16 protein-coding genes are annotated in these 18918 nt (G+C 66.7%); 9 read left to right on the top strand and 7 right to left on the bottom strand.

The genetic code is table 11. The features are described 5' to 3' along the window. The first annotated feature begins 650 nt into the window (after positions 1–650). Both OID54_RS26115 and OID54_RS26110 read left to right on the top strand, forming a co-directional pair. On the top strand, positions 651–1439 hold the full coding sequence (locus tag OID54_RS26115) for a GntR family transcriptional regulator (protein WP_329023332.1): 789 nt from the start codon (positions 651–653) through the stop codon (positions 1437–1439). 2 nt (positions 1440–1441) lie between these two features. Then, entirely contained in the window at positions 1442–2200 is a 759-nt protein-coding gene (locus OID54_RS26110; RefSeq protein WP_329023329.1) for a glycosyltransferase family 2 protein, read from the top strand. Here OID54_RS26110 and OID54_RS26105 read toward each other — a convergent pair whose 3' ends face one another. The 3 genes from OID54_RS26105 to OID54_RS26095 form a co-directional block, all read right to left on the bottom strand. Continuing rightward, positions 2201–2761: a hypothetical protein gene (locus OID54_RS26105; RefSeq protein ID WP_329023327.1), complete on the bottom strand. Its 561-nt coding sequence runs from the start codon at positions 2759–2761 to the stop codon at positions 2201–2203. 720 nt (positions 2762–3481) lie between these two features. Continuing rightward, the gene (locus OID54_RS26100) at positions 3482–4810 is read right to left on the bottom strand and encodes a Fic family protein (protein WP_329023326.1); all 1329 of its coding nucleotides are present in this window, start codon (positions 4808–4810) and stop codon (positions 3482–3484) included. Between the two features lie 1097 nt (positions 4811–5907). Continuing rightward, complete coding sequence (locus tag OID54_RS26095) at positions 5908–6282, bottom strand: hypothetical protein (protein WP_329023324.1); 375 nt, start codon at positions 6280–6282, stop codon at positions 5908–5910. A gap of 19 nt (positions 6283–6301) precedes the next feature. On the opposite strand from OID54_RS26095, the gene OID54_RS26090 reads away from it, so the two are divergent. Together OID54_RS26090 and OID54_RS26085 are read left to right on the top strand one after the other, a co-directional pair. Then, the gene (locus OID54_RS26090) at positions 6302–6568 is read left to right on the top strand and encodes a CopG family transcriptional regulator (RefSeq protein ID WP_329023322.1); all 267 of its coding nucleotides are present in this window, start codon (positions 6302–6304) and stop codon (positions 6566–6568) included. Then, on the top strand, positions 6565–6978 hold the full coding sequence (locus OID54_RS26085) for a DNA-binding protein (RefSeq protein WP_329023321.1): 414 nt from the start codon (positions 6565–6567) through the stop codon (positions 6976–6978). Before OID54_RS26090 ends, OID54_RS26085 begins: the two co-directional genes overlap by 4 nt. Positions 6979–7148: 170 nt before the next feature. On the opposite strand, the gene OID54_RS26080 is transcribed toward OID54_RS26085, so the two are convergent. The 3 genes from OID54_RS26080 to OID54_RS26070 form a co-directional block, all read right to left on the bottom strand. Continuing rightward, positions 7149–7661, bottom strand: coding sequence for a tetratricopeptide repeat protein (locus OID54_RS26080; protein ID WP_329023319.1), 513 nt, complete (start codon positions 7659–7661; stop codon positions 7149–7151). 11 nt (positions 7662–7672) lie between these two features. Then, positions 7673–8392, bottom strand: a complete 720-nt coding sequence (locus OID54_RS26075) for a tetratricopeptide repeat protein (protein ID WP_329023316.1) — start codon at positions 8390–8392, stop codon at positions 7673–7675. Between the two features lie 99 nt (positions 8393–8491). Then, positions 8492–9205: a serine/threonine-protein kinase gene (locus OID54_RS26070; RefSeq protein ID WP_329023314.1), complete on the bottom strand. Its 714-nt coding sequence runs from the start codon at positions 9203–9205 to the stop codon at positions 8492–8494. A 525-nt stretch (positions 9206–9730) separates the two neighbouring features. Here OID54_RS26070 and OID54_RS26065 point away from each other — a divergent pair. After that, a complete protein-coding gene (locus OID54_RS26065) occupies positions 9731–10402 on the top strand; it encodes a hypothetical protein (RefSeq protein ID WP_329023312.1) in 672 nt (223 codons plus the stop codon). Between the two features lie 49 nt (positions 10403–10451). Here OID54_RS26065 and OID54_RS26060 read toward each other — a convergent pair whose 3' ends face one another. Further along, the gene (locus tag OID54_RS26060; protein ID WP_329023311.1) at positions 10452–13049 is read right to left on the bottom strand and encodes a GmrSD restriction endonuclease domain-containing protein; all 2598 of its coding nucleotides are present in this window, start codon (positions 13047–13049) and stop codon (positions 10452–10454) included. Between the two features lie 96 nt (positions 13050–13145). Here OID54_RS26060 and OID54_RS26055 point away from each other — a divergent pair, with 96 nt between their 5' ends. The 4 genes from OID54_RS26055 (at position 13146) to OID54_RS26040 (ending at position 18902) form a co-directional block, all read left to right on the top strand. After that, a complete protein-coding gene (locus OID54_RS26055) occupies positions 13146–15323 on the top strand; it encodes a UvrD-helicase domain-containing protein (RefSeq protein WP_329023309.1) in 2178 nt (725 codons plus the stop codon). 222 nt (positions 15324–15545) lie between these two features. Continuing rightward, positions 15546–16400, top strand: coding sequence for a helix-turn-helix domain-containing protein (locus OID54_RS26050; protein ID WP_329023307.1), 855 nt, complete (start codon positions 15546–15548; stop codon positions 16398–16400). Positions 16401–16655: 255 nt separating this feature from the next. Next, a complete protein-coding gene (locus OID54_RS26045; protein ID WP_329023305.1) occupies positions 16656–17780 on the top strand; it encodes an iron-siderophore ABC transporter substrate-binding protein in 1125 nt (374 codons plus the stop codon). 51 nt (positions 17781–17831) lie between these two features. Continuing rightward, positions 17832–18902 carry a FecCD family ABC transporter permease gene (locus tag OID54_RS26040; RefSeq protein WP_329023304.1) on the top strand — a complete coding sequence of 357 codons (1071 nt, stop codon included), beginning with the start codon at positions 17832–17834 and terminating at the stop codon, positions 18900–18902. Positions 18903–18918: the final 16 nt, after the last annotated feature.

Here is an 18918-nt window from a genome sequence, read left to right as displayed (position 1 = left end):
AGCACGCCCTACAGGGCTTCCACGACTGCCGCAGAGTGCCGGCGGAATCGACCTCGGTCACTGTCGACCCGCCCTTACCGCCACATGCGGTACAAGGCCGGGCCATGTACTCACTCACCACGCCGTATGGCGTGCCGATACGATCCATACGGATCGCCTCCCTGGTATCAGCAGGTAGTAGGTGGTCAAGGCCCCGGCCGGTGTTAGAGCACCGAGCCGGGGCCGTTCTTCTTTGGAGCTGAAACCGTTCCGGCTCCCCTCAGCTCCATCCGTACGGCCGGTGAGCCGGACGGCTGGAGGAGGCAACCGGCCGCAGGGTGCGGACCCCGCGGTTGGGTTGGGTTGCGCTGTACTTCACGCGAAACGCGTGGCCGCCTACTTGGCCGAGGAGAGGCGGCGTGATCCTCATTCAGTTGTCAAGGAACCTGCGTTTCCTTCGAGCCCGCGAGGGCCCTCGGGACATTCGGTGCGCTGGTAGCTCAGCTCCGCGGGTCAAGCGGGCGAGCAGGCGAGTTCCGATCTCCATAAGAGATCTTGTCCTCTACTCCTCTTTAGGAGTAGAGATGACTATGGCGGACCCTGCGGCAGTCGTCAACTCCTCTTGAGGACTTATCCTGAGGTCATCCACGATCAGGGATGGTGAGCCCACGATGGCCAAGCGGTACGAACGGATCGCCGAGCAACTGCGCCAGCGCATCCGCGCCGGCGAGCTGGAGGCTGGTCAGCGACTTCCGGCTGAGACGGCGCTCGCGCAGGAGTACAAGTCCAGCCTGCCGACGATGCGGGACGCTCTGGCCTTGCTGCTCTCCGAGGGGTTGATCGACAAGAAGCACGGCATCGGCAACTTCGTGAGGAAACCGCGGCAGCTCGCACGCAGGGACAACAGGCGCCACCAGTGGGAGAAGAACCGCGCCCGCGTCTCCGAAGCGGAACGACTGACGACCGGCGCGACGGAGCACGACACCGGCCTGACCGTTTCTGATCTCGTGTTCGAGGCGACGTACCGCGAGGTGCCGGCCGACGAGGACCTTGCGGAGCAGTTCGATGTGCCGGTTGGCACGACCCTGCTCAAACGGACCTACCGGACTTCCGGTCGGGGTGAGGACACCCCCTTCAACCTGGCACGTTCCTACCTGGTCCACGAGACGATCGCGGGCAATCCAGACCTGCTCGACGCAGGCAAGGAACCCTGGCCCGGTGGGACACAAAATCAGCTCTACACCGTTGGCATCGAGCTGGACCACATCGTTGAACGCATCACGGCCCGCCCACCCACGGTTGAGGAGATCGAAGAACTCGGGCTGCAAGGCGGCATCTCCGTCATGGCGCTTCGCAAGACATGCATCGACACAAGTGGTCGAGTGGTCGAGGTAGCTGACGTGACACTGCCGGGCGATCGAACCGAACTCGTCTTCACGACACCTTTGGAGAGGTGGTGACCATGACGGCTCTCATCTCCGTCATCACCGCAGTCCACGCGCCTGCGGCTCACTACCTCGGCGACGCCTACAAGTCGCTGTGCGAGCAGCAGTTGCCGGACGGTTGGGAATGGCAGTGGGTAATTCAGGAAGACGGCGAGACCGACGCCGTAACACCCCATGTGCCGGACGACCCGCGCATCAGCTTCGGCCAGGGAAGGCCAGGACGGGCCGGTGTCACTCGAACCATGGCGCTTTCGCGTGCGGAAGGGCGGTACGTCAAGGTTCTCGACGCCGACGACATGCTCACGCCCGGTGCCCTGCAAAGGGATCTTGCCGCGCTCAGCAGCGAACCCGGTGTCGCATGGACGACATCGCGAGTCCTGGACCTCCTGCCCGACGGTTCCACCTTCGGGTTCGATCACGACCCCGAGGAAGGCCCGATCGAGCGCGGCGAAGTCCTGGACCACTGGAAGGCGCACGACTTCAGGGCCCAGGTGCACCCTGCGACGCTCTGCGCCGATCGGGATTTGGTCTTGGCTCTCGGAGGCTGGATGGCTCTGCCGGCCTCCGAGGACACCGGGCTACTGCTCGCGCTGAACGCCGTATCGCGCGGCTGGTTCACCGCGGAGACCGGACTCCTCTACCGCAAGTGGCCAGGGCAGGTCACCAGCCATGCGTCCCACACGCAAGAGAACGAGCGTGCGGCACGCATGGCAGTGGTAGAGGCACGGGCCAGGGTCCTTTCCGGCTTCGAAGCGTGGCGCTTCGGAGACGTGTAATCAGGACCCAGATTCCTCGCGCGTCTGCGGGAGCACCAGCTCCCGCGCGCCGTGCTCGTCTCCCCGGAAGTTGCCGCTCACGCCGAGGTCGTCCCGCGCCTCCTGGTGGAAGTTGTTGATTGCCCGGAAGACGGCCTTGTTCAGCTCGCGCCAGTCCTCCAGTGATCCTTCCGTCTCGCCCCTTGCCCTCCAGGCGACCGCATGGGCTGCGGCGTTGAGGCGGTGCGCGGCCTCAACGACGTCGTCCTCAGCCAGAAGCATGACCCGCTCGAAGGCACGGCTACGCCCGCCCTCAAGGTCGGCCAGCTCAAGAGTCAGCTCTGTCTCACTCCGCTCGATGTTCCTCATGGTTTGCCGGACTTCGTAGAGCAGGACTGATGAATAGATGCACGTCCGGACACAGTCGACGTAGTCGGCGTACGCGTCAAGCTTCCGCTCATCCCACCGGGTCAGCAGGGTGTACCTGTTCCGCTGACGCTCCATCCGATGGTTGGTGAAGTGCGTTGCCAAGCCTCCGAGAAGCACTGCGGCAATGGTGATCAGCTGTCCGGCGATGTCCAAAGGTCCCCCAACCAAGCGTCAGCTCAGCGGGGATCATAGCGTCGGCACAACATACGCGCAGGTCGCGCTATGACAAGCCACTGCCGAGACCCGCCCCGGGGCGTGTGCCCCGGAACCGCCCCCGATGCCCCAGCCGTGCGCCCTGTCGCCAACGCGGAGCACCGCGAAGCCTGGTGGGGTTGGCAACATCGATGTGCCCAGGGGGTGGTTCTCGTTTCACAGTCCAAGTGCAATGCGCCGACCGCAAGCGGCAAGCGGTGCCAGAGGCTGGCGATGATCGGTGCCTCACGCTGCAATCTGCACCGTGGCGAGTGGTCGCCGTACACGATCGAGAAGCGCAAGGCGAAGGGGCGCAAGCGCAAGAAGAAGTGAGCCGAAGCAGGGTCCAGGGTGTGTCCGGGCTGTCCGCCTGTCCGCTTGAAGGGCTGACCTGCACAAACGAGCCGGACAGCCCAGAGTGCATCTGTCTGGTCTGTCCGGTCACAGAGGGTGCACGTCAACGACGCCTTAGCCAACACAGGGCGCAAGAGAGGCTTCCAGGCTGTCCGAGCAGCACACTGACCTGTACAAACGAACCAGACAACCCACGGTTCTGATGTCAGGGCTGTCGGTCACAGAGGGCTGTAGCACCTTCGAGTGTTGCAGCCCATCGGCGAAGCCGACCTCTCAATCGGCCGCAGGAGCCGGAGGCGGCTTCCGAATAGGCCGGTCTCAGCAACATCAGTCCGGGTCGGGCATGGTGTCACCTTCGCCATTCATACCGCGCAATCGCCGCGCCAGGTCTTCAACAGGCGTCCAAACGTATGATCGACCAGATTTACTCTTTTGCAGCAGCCCATGATTTTCCAGGCCGATAAGGTCCTGCCGCGCCGTTTCATAGACAATCATGTGACTTGCCATATGAGACTGAGCCGATACAGAGGCACCTGGATTCTTCAGAGCGTGATTCAGCAGGGCAATCTGCCGGTGATTAAAGATCCTTTGCGCACCGGAGATGCTCTGCTGCAGCTCACGAACTTCCTCCGCCTTCCTGAAGAGGTAATCATGCAGCTGAGAAATAGACCGCTGCAACACACCCAGTTGATAGAGATGGAAGTATGTCAGATCGTTCTCGTCATCTTCAGAATGCAAATAGCTGTGAGCATACTTGGAAGGCGCATTCTTGAGGATTGGCGAGATTGCCACGTATTCAGTGAGCCAATAATCCTGATTCAGCATCAACCAATAGAACAAAACTCTGGCCGTGCGCCCATTGCCATCCTCGAACGGGTGATCATACCCGATCATGAAGTGCACCGTGATCGCACGCAGGACTGGCGGGATATAAACTTCATCCAATTCGCCATTTGCGAAGTCACATAGCCTCTGCACACGCTCGGGCAGAGTTGCAGCAGGCGGCGGGGCATGCAGCAACATGTCACCGTGCCAGACAGCTACACGATCCTCGTGTGGCAGCTGGAAGCGACCAGAGGCATCCGGATTGTCGAGAGTTCCATCCGTAACTACTCGGTGGATCTCGCAAATAATTTCTGGCGTCAGTCGCCGATTGCGGATTTCCCCCACCATGCGCATAGCTTGATAGTTATTATAGATCATCCGCTCATCACGGTCACGCGGCTGACGCTGCGTGCGGATCATATCCTTGGCAACTTTGCGACTCGTGGAAGCGCCTTCAAGCTGACTGGAGTTAATCGCCTCCTCGATCAGAGAATTGATCAGATAACGGTCCCGGGTGGCAGGGTTGGTAACTTGCTCGCTAATACTGATCTTCCCGCTAGCGTCTCTGCTCACCTCCTCCAAAGATTTAAGGACGATGTCCGGAAGCGCGAAAAAGAAGGGGTTCCCATTAACATCCGTCAACGGCAGGGCGCGCTGCACTCGCCGACGTGCAAGCTTGATGCCCGCCCACCACTCTTCGTGCGTCAGACCGTCAGGCGGGTTCTTGTAGCGAAGCTTGTCCCAAGGAAGATACGGATCAGTGGGCCCGGCACCAGGGGCGGTAAGGATACGTTCCAGCTTTTCCTGTTCAGACTTCACGATGAGCCGCATAGTCTCCTCCGGAGGAGGAGGCGGCATCGGCCTTCTCACGTACATGCCTCCCAACTACTAGCGAGCTACTAATTTGCCCCAGACTAGTAGATCAATCTCGCATCCGCACAGGCCAGCGCCGCGATAGCACGGAGCACCGCACCGACCGGCAGCTCAGCCTCCGAGGCCAGCAGCCTCACCTCCAGGACTCGCCCCTGACCCGCCGCATCATCCACACCGCCCGACCCCAACTACTAGCGAGCTACTAATTTGCCCCAGACTAGTAGATCAATCTCGCATCCGCACAGGCCAGCGCCGCGATAGCACGGAGCACCGCACCGACCGGCAGCTCAGCCTCCGAGGCCAGCAGCCTCACCTCCAGGACTCGCCCCTGACCCGCCGCATCATCCACACCGCCCGACCCCAACTACTAGCGAGCTACTAATTTGCCCCAGACTAGTAGATCAATCTCGCATCCGCACAGGCCAGCGCCGCGATAGCACGGAGCACCGCACCGACCGGCAGCTCAGCCTCCGAGGCCAGCAGCCTCACCTCCAGGACTCGCCCCTGACCCGCCGCATCATCCACACCGCCCGACCCCAACTACTAGCGAGCTACTACTTACGTAGGGGACGAGTGTCTAACTGCGTGACAACGCCGACGAACAACGGCGGACGGGCGCGGATGCCTGCAGACCATCAGCACAAGTGCCAGCCAGACCAACCCAAGGCAGCACCCACCGAGTTACTTCGGGAAGAGGGAGTCTCTGAACCACAGCGCTCAACGCGGCTTCGCCCGTACTCGGGGATCAGCTTGCGCAGCGCCCAGGAAACGGATACCTGTGGCTCGTGTGGCACAGCTCCGACACAGTGCGTGTCCCCGTACCGTGACGGACTGCTTTCCTCCCAGGTCAAACGGGATACGAGGTGTGATCGACACATTCACTCCGGAGCCGTGTGCGCAGGTTCGAATCCTGCCGGGGGCACTCCAGCCGGAAGATCGCGATCACATCGCTGACCAGCTGAAGTGCCAAGCATGAAGGCCCGAACTCAGTCCCACTGAGTCCGGGCCTTTGTCGTTGTTGCGCGCTGGTCGCGATGGACCTGCGGTAGAGCCTGCTACGCCTCTGAGGCGCTTCCCCGGGCCGACTCCCTCCGGAGCCAGTCGAGTTCCTGCTCGATCTTCTTGTTCATGGCGGCTTCCTGACCGTAGATGCACCTCTCGTGCACGCGGTGGATGACCTCGGGCGAGGCGCCGACTCTGCGGGCCGCCTCCGCCCCGGGGACCCAGGCGTTGAGCCAGGTCGTGATGCAGGTGGGCCGTAGGTCGTACGGCCGGCCGGCCGGCGAGGATGGATCACTGGAGGTTCGGCGGGAGGGCGCACGTGATTGCTTCCCTTCGCGTTCACGACGAGCCACCACCTCTCCCACCAGGTGAACCCGCCGGCGCTGTGTGGTGCTACCGCAGATACCGCACACACGAGGGTGGGGCATCGAAGGTAGGATAGGTGGCATGAGTGAACCTACCAGCAAGTATTCGATCACCATGCCGCGTGATATCGCCGAGGCCGCCAAGGCCCGCAGTGGACCCTCCGGGCTTTCCGCGTATGTGGCCGCCGCAGTCGCCCGGCAGATCGAGCGCGACAACCTCAACGAGATCATCCAGGTCGCCGAGGCCGAGCACGGCCCCATCAGCGACGAGGAGATCCAGTCGGTGCGTGCCCAGCTCCACCACGCCCGAACCCAACAGCAGACGCAGGGTGGAGCGAACGCAGCGTGACCCGTTCCCCTGCCGCCCCCGGCGGCACGCTCGTGCTCGATAGCGAAGGGCTGGCCAAGGCAGTCCTCCGCGACCGGACGGTCACGACCTGGCTCGCCCTGGCCAGGACCGACGACCTCCGCGTGATCACCTCCGCGGCCACGCTGGTGGAGGTCGTCAACCCCCGGATCAACCGCCCCGCCCTGGAGTGGACTCTCTCCCGCATCGTGGTGGAACCGGTCACCGAGGCCATCGCCCGCCACGCGGCGGCCCTCCTCGCAGACGCCGGCCTCCACGGCCACAAGTGCGCGATCGACGCCATGCTCAGTGCCACGGCTCTCGCCGCACCAGGGCCGGCCACCATCCTGACCTCCGACCCCGACGACCTCACCGCCCTCTGCGGTGGACGGGCGACCGTGATCAAGATCTGACGACACCACAGTGGCGATCACTTGTGACGACGCCGTAGCTCTAGACCCCCGGTTGCCGAATCCTGCCGAGGCACTTCCGGAAGAACTCCCCGACCCGTCCTTCCACAGGTCGGGGAGTTGTGCGTACCCATCACAACTGACGTGTGGTCGGGCGACTTTGCCCGACCGGCTCAGTCGACGCTGCCCCGCCTCCTGTGGATGGCGTGGAAGAGGTTTTGGTAGGCGATGTCTGCGCCTGCCGGGTCGTTCGTTCCACGGAAGAGGTCGAGGGCCTTTTGGCAAACGTCGATGGCCTCGTCGAACCTGCTCAGCTGGATCAGGGCGGTTCCGGTGTTCGCGTACCCGAGGGCCGCGCCGTGCGGGTCTCCGACCGCCTCGAAGATCTCCACGGCTTGGCGGCTGGCGGTGACTGCTTCCTCGTACCGCCCCATGCCGATCAGTGCGCCCGCGAGGTTGGCCGACGCCCTCGCTTCGCCGGGGCGCTCAGCGATCTCCCGGTAGATGGCGGTGGCCGCCAGGTGGGCGGCCACCGCTTCCTCGAACTGGCCCACTCTCCGGCGCGCGCAGCCCAGGTTGTTCAGGGCGATGCCCTCGCTGTGGGAGCCGGTCCCCCGGAGGATTTCCACGGCGCGGAGGTGGTTGTTCAGGGCTTCCCCGGGGCGTCCGAGCTGGACCAGGCCCATCCCCGCGTTGGTCAGCGCGAGCCCTCACCATGGGGTCGCGCGTCGCGGAAGGCTCTGGCGGCCTGCCCATGGGCTTCGACGGCCTCGTCCAGCCGTCGGGCGTCGAGCAGCCCCAGACCGAGGTTGCTCCGGGCGAGTGCCTCGCCGTGCCGGTCACCGATCCCGTGCAGGAGTTCGGCGGCCCGGCTGTGGGCCGAGATCGCCTCCTTGATGCGCCGCACCGCCCTTAGCGTGTTCCCGAGGTTGGTCAGGGAGATCGCCTCCCCGTGGCGGTCGGCGATCTGCCGGGAGAGGTCGACCGCGCTGACGAAGGCTTGGACGGCGCGCTCGAAGTCCCTGACACCTGCCAGGGCCTCGCCGAAGTGCAGCCAACTGTCGCGCTGTTCCTCAAGGTCAGCGGCGGACCCCCGGAGCTCCGTCACCTCGTGGAGCAGTGCGAGCGCTTCATGGAATCGCCGTTGGTCGTTCAGGACGCCGACGAGGTTGGCGAGTGCGTCGGCCCGCTTGCGCCGGTCACCCAGCTCGCCGAAGGCCTCCGCCGCGTGGGTGTAAGCGTGAATCGCCTCGTCGAACTGGCGTTTGTTTACGTACACGTTGCCCAGACCAAGGAGCGACCCCGCCACGCCCTTGCGGTTGCCCGCTCCGCGGCGCAGTGCCAGGACACGGGTGTGGACGGCGGCGGCATCGTCGAACCGCCGTGCTGCGGCGAGGGCCACTGCGAAGTTGTTCATGGCATCGGCCATACCGTCGGGTGAGTCGGACCTGCGGAGGAGTTCGAACGCAATCGCGCTGACGTCGACCCAGTCGTCGACATGGCGGCGGCGGTCGAACTACCGGCTCAGTGCGAAGGCGAGGTGGACGCTGATATCGGGGCGGCCCAGGTCGGCGGCGCGGTGAAGTCCCGGCGGGGCGTCCGTCACATCGAGTGCGGTCGCCGGATCGCCGATCTTCAGGGCGACGGCCTGCCAGGTCGGCCCCTCGTAGGGATAGTGCCCCGTCGCGGCGAAGAGCAGCACCGCACCCAGTGCGTACACATCGGCGGACCGTTCCAACTGTTGCTCGCCCCGGGCCTGTTCCGGAGGCATGCACAGGACACTGCCGACGACGAAGCCGGTGGCCGTCAAGGTGGTACGGCGCTCGGCGAGTACGGCAAGACCGAAATCGATCACCTTGGGGCCGTAAGAGGAGAGAAGGATGTTCTGCGGCTTCAGATCCCGGTGGAGCAACCCCGCGTCATGGACCGTGCCGAGGCCTTCGGCGAGCAGCGCTCCGAGGCTGGCGGTCTCGGCGAGCGGCAGCGGTCCCCGCCCGGCGACCAGGGTGCGCAGATCAGGTCCCGCGACGTACTCGACCGCGAGCCAGGGCTGGTCGGCGTTCGCGTCCGCACCAACGAAGGCAGCGATGAAAGGCCCGTAGACCGTGCGCAGGCTCTCCACTTCGGACAGGAAGCGGGCCCGGGTGTCCTCGTCGAGCACAGAGGGCTTGATGACCTTCACCGCCGCCTGGTGACCGGCCGCGGACTCCCCCAGGAAAACCTGTCCCATACCGCCGGAGCCGATCCGGCACACGAGGGCGAAGCCCCGATCTCCTTCGGGTCGTCGTCCCTCAGCGGTTCCACGGTGTCACGCCCCCCTCGCGGTCCGCACCCCGCACGTCCGCGCGGTGAACCTGCCTGGACCGGGAGGCAGTCTATGCAGGTCCTCCGCCGTCCTGTACCGCCTTGTCCAGAGTCGCCCAGGGGCACGACCTTCTCCCGCCCACTCGTCCAACAGCCCGTGTTCATCCACCAGCCGCATCAGGTTCCGCTCTTCCGTGCGTCGTTGCGGTCCTCGACAACCCGTGCGCCTCTGAGTCCCGCTCACTCCACCGTTGGACGGACATGCCCTCCTCGCACGAACCGTCAGTCCATTCGCCGACCGGAGCGTCGCCGGTGGACGTCCTCCGTCCCATCCCGGCGGTCGTACACGGGTGGCAGTGGGCCAAGCGACCGATTCCCTGCGGTGCCTCACACCCCGCCTGTACTGTCGTCGACCATCCCGGCTCCCCGTACCTTCCGCGAAAGGTGCCGCATGACCAAGCCCACCACCGTAAACCTGACGAAAGCCGCGCCCACCGTCTCCTTGGACAAGCACGGCGTGACCTCGGGACTGATCAAGGTCAACCTCAACTGGACCTCGCCGCAGGCCGCTGCGCAGCGGGCGGCCGGCGAGGCACGGGGATTGTTCGGCCGGATACGGGCGTCACTGCGGTCGGCCGCGGCCAGGACGGTGGATCTTGACCTCGGCTGCATGATCCGCTGCACCGACGGCTCCAAGACCGTGGTGCAGGCCCTGGGCAACGCGTTCGGTGCGGTGGACCGCTTCCCCTACGTCGCCCTGGACGCAGACGACCGGACCGGGGCCCTCGCCACGGGAGAGAACCTGGTCATCAACCTGGACCACCAGGCCGAGTTCCAAAAGCTCCTGCTCTTCGTCTACATCTACGAAGGATCCGGCGACTTCCGCGGCCTCGACGCCGTGGTGACCCTGACCTCCGACCGCGGCGACCGCTTCCGGGTGGTGCTGGACGAGTGCCCGCCGCAGGCGCACGCCTGCGCCATCGCCCTCATCAAGCGCCAAAAGGGCGAACTCGTCATCGTACGCGAGGTGCGCTGGTTCACCCCGCAGGACGGCCCCGGAGTCCAGGACGTGATCTCCCGCGCGTACCGGCTCGGCATGAAATGGACCCCCGGCCGGAAGTAGCGCTCTCGACGGACGACGGCTGGGGGTGGCGGCGCCGGGCGGCCCGAGGTCAGCCGGTGAAGCGGGGCGGTGTACCGGGCTCGGCGTCGATCGGGCGGCGGGCCTCGGCCAGGGCGACCGTGTGGATGAACCACTCCAGGACCGAGCGGATGGCCTCGCTCTGGGTCGCGAACACCTCCAGGGGGAACGACGGGCGCAGGTCCAGCTTCGCCTCGGCGAGGTCGATGCCTTCGACCTCGTTCATCCGCGCCATCAGTTCCCGGCGCAGCGGCTCGTCGTCGAACGGCGGGCGGCGCTTGAGGTATTGGAAGACGACCTCGACGGTGCCCGAGACCGGGTAGATGCCGAGCGGCCACAAGGTGCGTGCGCCGCCCGCAGGGCCCACGTCCACCATGGGGAAACAGCTCGTCTCGCTCGCCGCGCCGTACGCGCGTCGGCCGCCCTGTTCCTCCCAGAAGCGGAGCGCGCTCAGCACGCCCGCCGCGGTCTCGGGCCGCTGGTTGGCGCGGAGTTGGTCCTCGAAGCGGTCCGCGGGGCGGTGCTGGCCCTCCTCGGTGGAGCTCGCAGTGGGCGCGGGTTCGTCCTCGGTCTCCCGGCCGAGCAGGGTCCTCAGGTCGCCCGCGCTCAGCCGGTGGGAGCGGTGGGCCCGGCTCGCCTGGTCGAAGGGGATGCCCTCGGCCTCCAGCAGGGTGCGGGGGTCGTCCGTCCGCTGCTCGTCGGCCCAGCTGAAGCCCGCGGAGATCCGGCCGTCGGACGTCAGGACCCGGTGTGCTCCGTGCAGTCCGGGGTGGGCGGCGATGTGCTGACCCACGGGGTTGGCATGGGTGCCGATCAGCGCCGCGAGATCGCCGTAGGCCGTCCAGGTTCCCGCGGGCATCGCCAGCAAGGCAGCCCGCAGCTCCTGCCAGCCCGCCCATTCGTCGGCACGGACCAGGCCCTCGATGGGACCGGGCCACAGGCGCACGGCGCGCTCGGCCAGTTCGTCGGCGCGGGCCAGGATCTCCGCCCTCCCCCAGCGGTCCTGTGCGGCGATGTGCTGGTTCATCCGCAAGGCACTGGAGTCGAGGATTTCCTGCTTGCGGTGGAAGGGATGGTTGGAGAGCCGAGCATTGTCACCGGAGAGGGTGAGATTGCCCAGGGTGTGGACGAGCCGTTCGTGGAGTTCGCCGGGGCTCTCGCCGTCCTCGGTCTCCTCCGCCAACAGGTCGAACCACTGCTGTGCCGGGGTCTGCGGCAGCACGTGTTCGACGCTGAGCCGCGCCTTGGCATAGTCGACGGGTTCGCTGGCGTCGTGGCTCTCCTCCAGCCGCCGCAGCACCTGGAAGCGCTGGCCACCGCGCCCCGTCTTGTAGAAGGGCCGGGTACGGACCGCCTCGCGGACCGCGGCGTCCCCCGGCCAGGTGCGGGCCCCCGTCTTGTTCCTCGACAGGAACCGGCGCACGGCCTCAGCGGGCGACGTGTCCTTGTCCACTTCCCGCGGAAGCTCCATGAAGACTCGGTTGTTGCCGGTCGTGGACAGACCCGCGAGCAGTCGCCTCACCAGGTAACTCTCGGCGTAGCGCAGCGCCTCGGCCGCCTCGGGTGCCGCGGTCCGGCCGCTGTCGACGAGGTCGAGCAGCCACAGCGCCAGCGGGTAGTGGATCTGACCGCCCCAGCGGGCCAGGCGCTCCAGCACCTCGCGCAACTCCGGGTCGTTCTCCCGTTCGGGCTCCCGGATACGCATCAACCGACCCGCCCGGTCCGCAAGGGTGGTGATCGCAGCCTCAAGGGCTGCCTCGTCCCGGGTCAGCGGCTCCAGTCGCCTCTTCTGGTCCCGGTAGACGTCGCTCTGCTTCGCCCTGCTGTCGCCCGCGACCACCAGGTCGAGCCAGACGAGGAGTTCGAGATTGGCCGGCCCGAGGAGTTTCTGCATGGGCAGCCAAAGATCCCGGTACACCGACTCCCCACGGGTCGGCAGATACATGAACAGGTAGTTGCGCAATAGATCGCTCTGGCTCAGGCCCACGCCAGTGTTGTTGATGGACTCGAAGATGCGGTAGACGTTGTCGCCCTCCGATGCCGTGATGGAGACGATGGAGAGGCAGTTGATGAGAACCGTGCCCACTTCGTTGGTCCACGCCTCTCCGCGGCTCTCCTCCCCCGCGGCCAGGGCGCCGAGGAAGTACCGGTAGGCGGTACCGATGTTGCCCGCGCCGCCGGCCTGCGGGCGGGCGTGGACGCAGGCCGTGTAGGCGGCCCGGTCCGCCTGCGTCGGTAGCAGCCGGTAGTGGTCGTCGCCGTCCTGATAGCTGTTGACCAGGAGGAGGTTGTGGATGCGGTCGGCCTTCTTGGCCTCGTCCCGACCGCGGTAGTGGTCCCGCAGAGCGGTGCAGGCGAGCATCAAGGTGGTGAGCCGCTGCTGGCCGTCGACCACGAGCCACCTCTGTATCCCCCCGGCCACGACACCGTCCGGGGCCAGCACGACGGAACCAAGGAAGTGCGCACTCGGCTTCCTGCCCTCCAGGCGGTCGTCCACGAGCTCGCCCACGTCGTCCCAGAGCTGTTGTAGCTGTTCCTGCTCCCAGCTGTAGGTGCGCTGGTAGAGCGGTACCTGGAACTGCTTCTCGCCTTCGACGAGTTTGCTGAACGTGACCTCATGAGCCTGCACGTGCTGTCTCCCCACCGTCTGAACCGAAGCGACATTCTTCCCCATCCGGGTACGGTGGCCGGGGGAATTCGACGGAGCGCGACCGGGGGGCTGCACATGGCGACGTTGGGAATCCACAAGGACTTCCTGTGGGAGTTCGCCAAGTTGGAGAAGCCCGTCCAAAAACGCGTCCACGAGGTCTTCGACAAGTTCCGGGAGCATCGCCACGCCGGACTCCATCTGGAGAAGTTGGAGAAGGCCAGGGACCCGCGGATCCGTACCATCCGGATCACCCAGTTCATGCGCGGGGTGGTGCTGGCCCCGTCGTCAGGTGACAGCTTCCTGCTGCTCAAGGTCATGCCCCACGACGACGCCATCGCCTGGGCGGTGAAGCATCGGGCGACCGTCAACTCCGCCACCCACGGAATCGAGCTGCGGAACGACGTGGCGCTGGAGCGGGCGACCGCAGGGGTGCGGGAGGCCGCGTCAGCGGACGGTCGGGGGCTCTTCGCACGGGTGTCGGACAAGGACCTGGTCCGGTTGGGAGTTGACGCGGACCTGCTCCCACTGGTGCGGCACCTGAACGACGAGGCCCAGCTCGACGCCCTGGCCAAGATCATGCCGGAGCAGCAGTACGACGTGCTGGCCGGCCTGGCGGCGGGGATGGAACCGGAGGACGTGTGGCGCGAGGTGGTTGTCGCGCAGGTGGAGCGGACGGCCGGCGAGCCGGGCGGCAGCGGTGGGGCGACGGCCTGCGCCCACCAGGACGAACTGACGGCGGCCATGGCCCGTTCGCAGGGGAGGATCGCACTGGTCTCCGGCCCGGACGAACTGCTGGACATCCTGTCGCGGCCGTTCGACGCCTGGCGGGTCTTCCTCCATCCGAGTCAGCGCAAGGTGGCCTACCACCACTCCTACCGGGGCCCGGCCAGGGTCAGCGGAGGACCTGGGACGGGCAAGACCGTCGTCGCCCTGCACCGCGCTCTGCATCTGGCGCGCCGGCTTCCAGCGGACGCGCCGGACGAGTCGATCCTGCTCACCACCTTCACCCGGGACCTCGCCACCGATCTCCGGCACAGTCTTGAGCTGCTGATCCCCGAACCCGAACTGCGGGCGAAGATCAGGGTGATCAACGTGGACGCCGTGGCCAACCAACTCGTGCGCGAGGATCGCGGGGCACCGCTGTCCATCGTCGCTGCGCAGCGGGAGATCACCGCGCGCTGGGCCGACGTCGCCCGGCGCCTCGGGATCGAGTACACCGAGGTCTTCCTCGACCAGGAGTGGCGTCAGGTCATCCTGGCTCAGGACCTGCGCTCCCCCGAGGCGTATCTTCGGGCTTCCCGGGTCGGACGGGGTACCGCCCTCGGCCCGCTGAAGCGGGCACAGATCTGGCGTGCGGTGGACGCCTTCGTCAAGGAGTTGCAGGCGTCGCAGGAGTGGACGTTCCTCCAGATCTGTGCGGAGGCGACCAGGCTGCTGGAGGAACGGGGGGAGGACCGTCCCTACCGTCATGTCGTGATCGATGAGGCTCAGGATCTCCATCCGGCGCAGTGGCGGATGCTCAGGGCACTGACACGGCCGGGTCCGGACGACCTCTTCATCGCGGGCGACACCCACCAACGGATCTACGGCAACAAGGTGTCGCTGCGCAGTCTCGGTGTCGAGGTGACCGGGCGCTCTACCCGGCTGCGAATCAACTACCGGACCACACGGGAGATCCTGGCGTGGTCCACGGCCCTGCTGACGGGTGAGCGGATCGACGACATGGACGGCGGTGACGACTCGCTGGCCGGCTATCGCTCCGCCTTCCACGGCGAGCCGCCGATGCTCATGGGCTCCGACACCAGGTCCGCGGAGATCGCGGGACTGGTGGCGCAGATCGGAGAGTGGACACAGTCCGATGTCTCACCCAGGGACATCGGTGTCGCCGTCCGGTACACCCAACTGGGCAGGGAGATCGCACGGGAGTTGCAGCGAGCGGGCCTGTCGGCGACCGTGCTGGGCGCGTCGTCCAAGATCGGCGACGGAGTTCGCATCGGGACCATGCACCGCATGAAGGGGCTTGAGTTCCGTTGCATGGCCGCTGTCGGGGTGAGCGACGGAGTCGTTCCGCTGCGCGGTGCGGTCACCGCGGAGGATGTGGACGCCCATCAGCATCGAGAGGATCTGCTGGGCGAGCTGAGTCTGCTCTTCGTCGCCTGCACCAGGGCGCGTGAGGCACTCAGGATCTCCTGGCACGGGGACCCCAGTCCGTTCCTCGGTCCGCCCCGGGCGCAATCGGTGTCCCCGCGCTGACGGCTCGCTGCACAGCGCCTGCCGCGGGGCGCCGTCCCGAACACAGCCGTCACGGCGAGGGCATGCGGGCTCCGGTCCGTGGCGTCGCCCTGCTCGGACACCCCGCACCGGGACACACCGCTGAGCTTCGTGGCGTACGGATGTGCGTCCGATGGGACCGGCTTCTTACCCCGCGGGGTGAGCGTTCCACTGGAGAGAAAGAGCTTAGGCTAACCTAACTTCATGTCGGTTGCTGATATATCGGGTCATGCGCACGCCTCGGCGGCGCCGGTCGTGTCCTTGCGGTGGGGGGCGCCGGTGGCCGGTGGGGCCGAGGTGGCTTCGCCCTATCTGCTGACCACCGCCGTCTTCGACGGCACCGAGTCCGGCGGTCCGGCGTTCAGCGAGCCGCACACCCACACCGACGCACTCCTCATGTGGCCGCACACCAGGTCCCTGACACTGCACACCAGTGCGGGGGTACGGCGGCTGATTCCCGGCCAGGGGGTGTGGGTGCCGCCCGGGGTGCCGCACGCCGCCACTGCGGACACCGGGGGCGTCGCCTGCTACACCTATGTGGCCCGTTCCGCGATCCCGGATCGCTGGACATCGCTGCGGATGGTGAAGGTGGGGCGGGCGCTCCAGGAGATGTTGTTGCATCTCGATGCGACGCCCATGCCCGATGACCTCAGGCTGCGCACCCAGCGGGTGATTCTGGAAATGCTCCAGGAGGATCCGCTTCCGGTGCTGGAGGTGCCGGTTCCCGTGGACTGGCGCATTCGGGCGCTGGCGGACGATGTCCTGCGCGACCCGGACAGCGACCGTTCGGTCGAGGAGTGGGCGGCGCGACACTCGCTCAGTGTGCGGACGATCACCCGGGCGTTCAGTCGTGACATCGGTATGTCGTTCAGTCGCTGGCGCTCCCTCGTACGGATGTCCGCAGCGACGGCCATGCTCACCCAGGGCCACCCGGTCAACCTCGTCGCGCACCGCTGCGGGTACTCCACCACCAGTGCGTTCAGCGCCGCGTTCCGACGGGTCACCGGGGCGAGTCCCACCGAGTACCTCCGGGAACGGTCCGTGTCCGTGATTCCCTGACCGGTTCATCGGCCAGGCAGCCAGGCAGCCAGCGGAGGGTGGCCGATTCGCGACGCACCATGGCCGGGACGCAACGCCCGAGGGCTCCGAGGTTCCCTAGCGTTGGTTCAAGTGAGGGTTACCTAACTTCCCCTGCGGAAGGCCGACACCACCCCCTGCGCTCCGGCCATGCGCCTTTCCCGTACCGCCGTGGCGGCCCTCACCCCCAAAACCGCCGTCGCGATGCCCTCGCGGTGCGCACAGCCGAGGAGAACCATGTCCCTACCCACGGTCGCCCCAGCGGCCACACCAGCCCCAGCGCCCCGTCGATCAAGGACCTGGGCCCGGGTCGCCGGCCTGGCGGTTGCCGCCGCCCTCGTCCTGACGGGCTGCGGTGGCACCGATGCCTCGGGCTCCGACGGGAAGGGAAAGCCCGCGGAGAAGCAGAACTCCTCAGCCGCGTTCCCGGTCAGCATCAAGCACGCCCACGGCACCACCGAGATCCCCGAGAAGCCGAAGCGCATCGTCGCCGTCAGCTGGATGAACCAGGACATCGTTGCCGCGCTCGGCGTTCTCCCCGTCGGCGTCGACAAGCAGTGGGGCGGCGACAAGGACGGTCACACCCCCTGGTTCCGCACCCAGGCCGAGAAGCTGGGCGGAAAGCTCCCCGAGACCCTGAACTACGGGGACTCGGGCGAGATGGACTTCGAGCAGATCCTCTCCCTCGACCCCGATCTGATCATCGGCCTGTACTCCGGCATCACCGATGTCGACTACAAGCGGCTCACCGAGATCGCGCCCACCATCCCCTATCTGAAGCGGCCCTTCGACGGGGGCACCTGGCAGGACATGACCCGCACCATCGGCAAGGCGCTCGGCGAGAACGAGAAGGCCGAGGCGCTGGTGACCGACACGGAGGGCGTGCTCGCCGGTGTCGTCAAGGCGAACCCCCAGTTCAAGGGCAAGACCTTCACCTACGGCACCGCCCTCACCCCCGGGTCCACCGAGGCCGGTCTGTACGTCGACTACGACCCCAGGGTCCGGCTGCTCACCGAGATCGGCTTTGTGAACACCCCCTCGATGAAGGTCATCACGGACGGCGTCAAGGGCACCAACTTCTACGGCGGTGTGAGCCTGGAGAAGCTCGACACCGTCAAGGCGGACGTCTTCGTGGGCTGGGCCTACGACCCCAAGGAGGTTCCGTACTCCTTGAACGATCCCCTCTTCAAGCGCTGGGAGCCCATCGAGAAGAAGCAGTACGCGTTCGTCGAGACCGCGGAACTCGGCATGGCCGTCAGCGCTCCGACCGTGCTGTCCATCCCGTGGGCGATGGAGCGGTACGCGCCCCTGCTCGCCGACGCGGTCGCGGGCAAGGGCAGGTCGGACGCCTCCACCTCCTGAACCGGCCCCATCGCCCTCGTACCCCGCACAGCCCACCCACGAGGATCACCCGTGACGACGACCGCACCACCCTCCACACGGCGTGACGCGCCAGGCCCGTACTCCGGTACGGGCCTGGTCCCGCGCCACCGGCACCGCTTTCTGGTGCTGCTCGCCGCCATCGCGGTGCTGATCGCCATGGCCGTCCTCAGCGTCATGGTCGGCGCCCGTGGGATCGCGCCGGGGACCGTATGGGACGCCCTGTTCCGCTTCGACCCCTCCATCGACGAACATGTGATGGTCCGCGATCTGCGTGTGCCCCGTACGGTGATCGGGCTGGTGGTCGGCGCGGCGCTGGGCCTGTGCGGCGCGCTCATCCAGGCGTTCACCCGCAACCCCCTCGCCGATCCCGGTGTGCTGGGCGTCAACGCCGGTGCCGGATTCGCCGTGACCTTCGCCGTCGCGGTGCTCGGTCTCACCGATCCGGCCCAGTTCGTGTGGTTCGCACTCGCCGGTGCGTTCGGGCTGACCGTCCTCGTCTACACCCTCGGTTCGCTGGGCGCCGATCGGGCCACTCCCGTGAAGCTCACCCTCGCCGGGGTGGCGCTCACCGCCGTGTTCAGCGGACTGACCTCCGCGCTCACCCTCAAGAGCCTGGCCACGCTCGACCTGATGCGGTTCTGGGGCGTCGGCTCCATCGGGGGCCGCAATCTCGACATCCTCTCGATCGCAGGCCCCCTCATCGGCGCCGGACTGCTGATCGGGCTGCTCACCGCCCGTTCGCTCAATGCGCTCGCGCTCGGCGACGACAACGCCCGCGCGCTGGGCGTGCCGCTCGGTGTGACCCGGGTGGGCGTCGTCCTCTCGGTCACACTGCTCGCCGGAACGGCCGTCGCCGTCGCCGGTCCGATCGCCTTCGTCGGGCTGATGGTGCCGCACGTGGTGCGCTGGTTCACCGGCCCCGACCAGCGCTGGATCCTGCCCCTCACCATTCTGGTCGCGCCCGCGTTCTTGCTGGCCGCCGATGTGGTGGGACGGGTGGTCATGCCCTCGGGCGAGCTCCGGGTGGGGCTCGTCACCGCACTCGTCGGCGCCCCCGTCCTGGTCGCCCTCGTCCGGCGGCGGAATGTGAGCGGACTGTGAACGACCACTCCATCCA

It is taken from the genome of Streptomyces sp. NBC_00690 (assembly GCF_036226685.1).
Lineage (GTDB): Bacteria > Actinomycetota > Actinomycetes > Streptomycetales > Streptomycetaceae > Streptomyces.
Note: the sequence above shows the minus strand (reverse complement) of the source record. Positions and strands in the feature narration are given on the sequence as shown.

What these genes read in the sequence shown, in the direction of transcription:
- OID54_RS26115 (WP_329023332.1), top strand. Translation starts at nt 651, where the DNA reads ATGGCCAAGCGGTACGAACGGATCGCCGAGCAACTGCGCCAGCGCATC.
- OID54_RS26110 (WP_329023329.1), top strand. Translation starts at nt 1,442, where the DNA reads ATGACGGCTCTCATCTCCGTCATCACCGCAGTCCACGCGCCTGCGGCT.
- OID54_RS26100 (WP_329023326.1), bottom strand. Translation starts at nt 4,810, where the DNA reads ATGCGGCTCATCGTGAAGTCTGAACAGGAAAAGCTGGAACGTATCCTT.
- OID54_RS26095 (WP_329023324.1), bottom strand. Translation starts at nt 6,282, where the DNA reads ATGCCCCACCCTCGTGTGTGCGGTATCTGCGGTAGCACCACACAGCGC.
- OID54_RS26090 (WP_329023322.1), top strand. Translation starts at nt 6,302, where the DNA reads ATGAGTGAACCTACCAGCAAGTATTCGATCACCATGCCGCGTGATATC.
- OID54_RS26080 (WP_329023319.1), bottom strand. Translation starts at nt 7,661, where the DNA reads ATGGGCCTGGTCCAGCTCGGACGCCCCGGGGAAGCCCTGAACAACCAC.
- OID54_RS26075 (WP_329023316.1), bottom strand. Translation starts at nt 8,392, where the DNA reads ATGAACAACTTCGCAGTGGCCCTCGCCGCAGCACGGCGGTTCGACGAT.
- OID54_RS26070 (WP_329023314.1), bottom strand. Translation starts at nt 9,205, where the DNA reads ATGGGACAGGTTTTCCTGGGGGAGTCCGCGGCCGGTCACCAGGCGGCG.
- OID54_RS26065 (WP_329023312.1), top strand. Translation starts at nt 9,731, where the DNA reads ATGACCAAGCCCACCACCGTAAACCTGACGAAAGCCGCGCCCACCGTC.
- OID54_RS26055 (WP_329023309.1), top strand. Translation starts at nt 13,146, where the DNA reads ATGGCGACGTTGGGAATCCACAAGGACTTCCTGTGGGAGTTCGCCAAG.
- OID54_RS26050 (WP_329023307.1), top strand. Translation starts at nt 15,546, where the DNA reads ATGTCGGTTGCTGATATATCGGGTCATGCGCACGCCTCGGCGGCGCCG.
- OID54_RS26045 (WP_329023305.1), top strand. Translation starts at nt 16,656, where the DNA reads ATGTCCCTACCCACGGTCGCCCCAGCGGCCACACCAGCCCCAGCGCCC.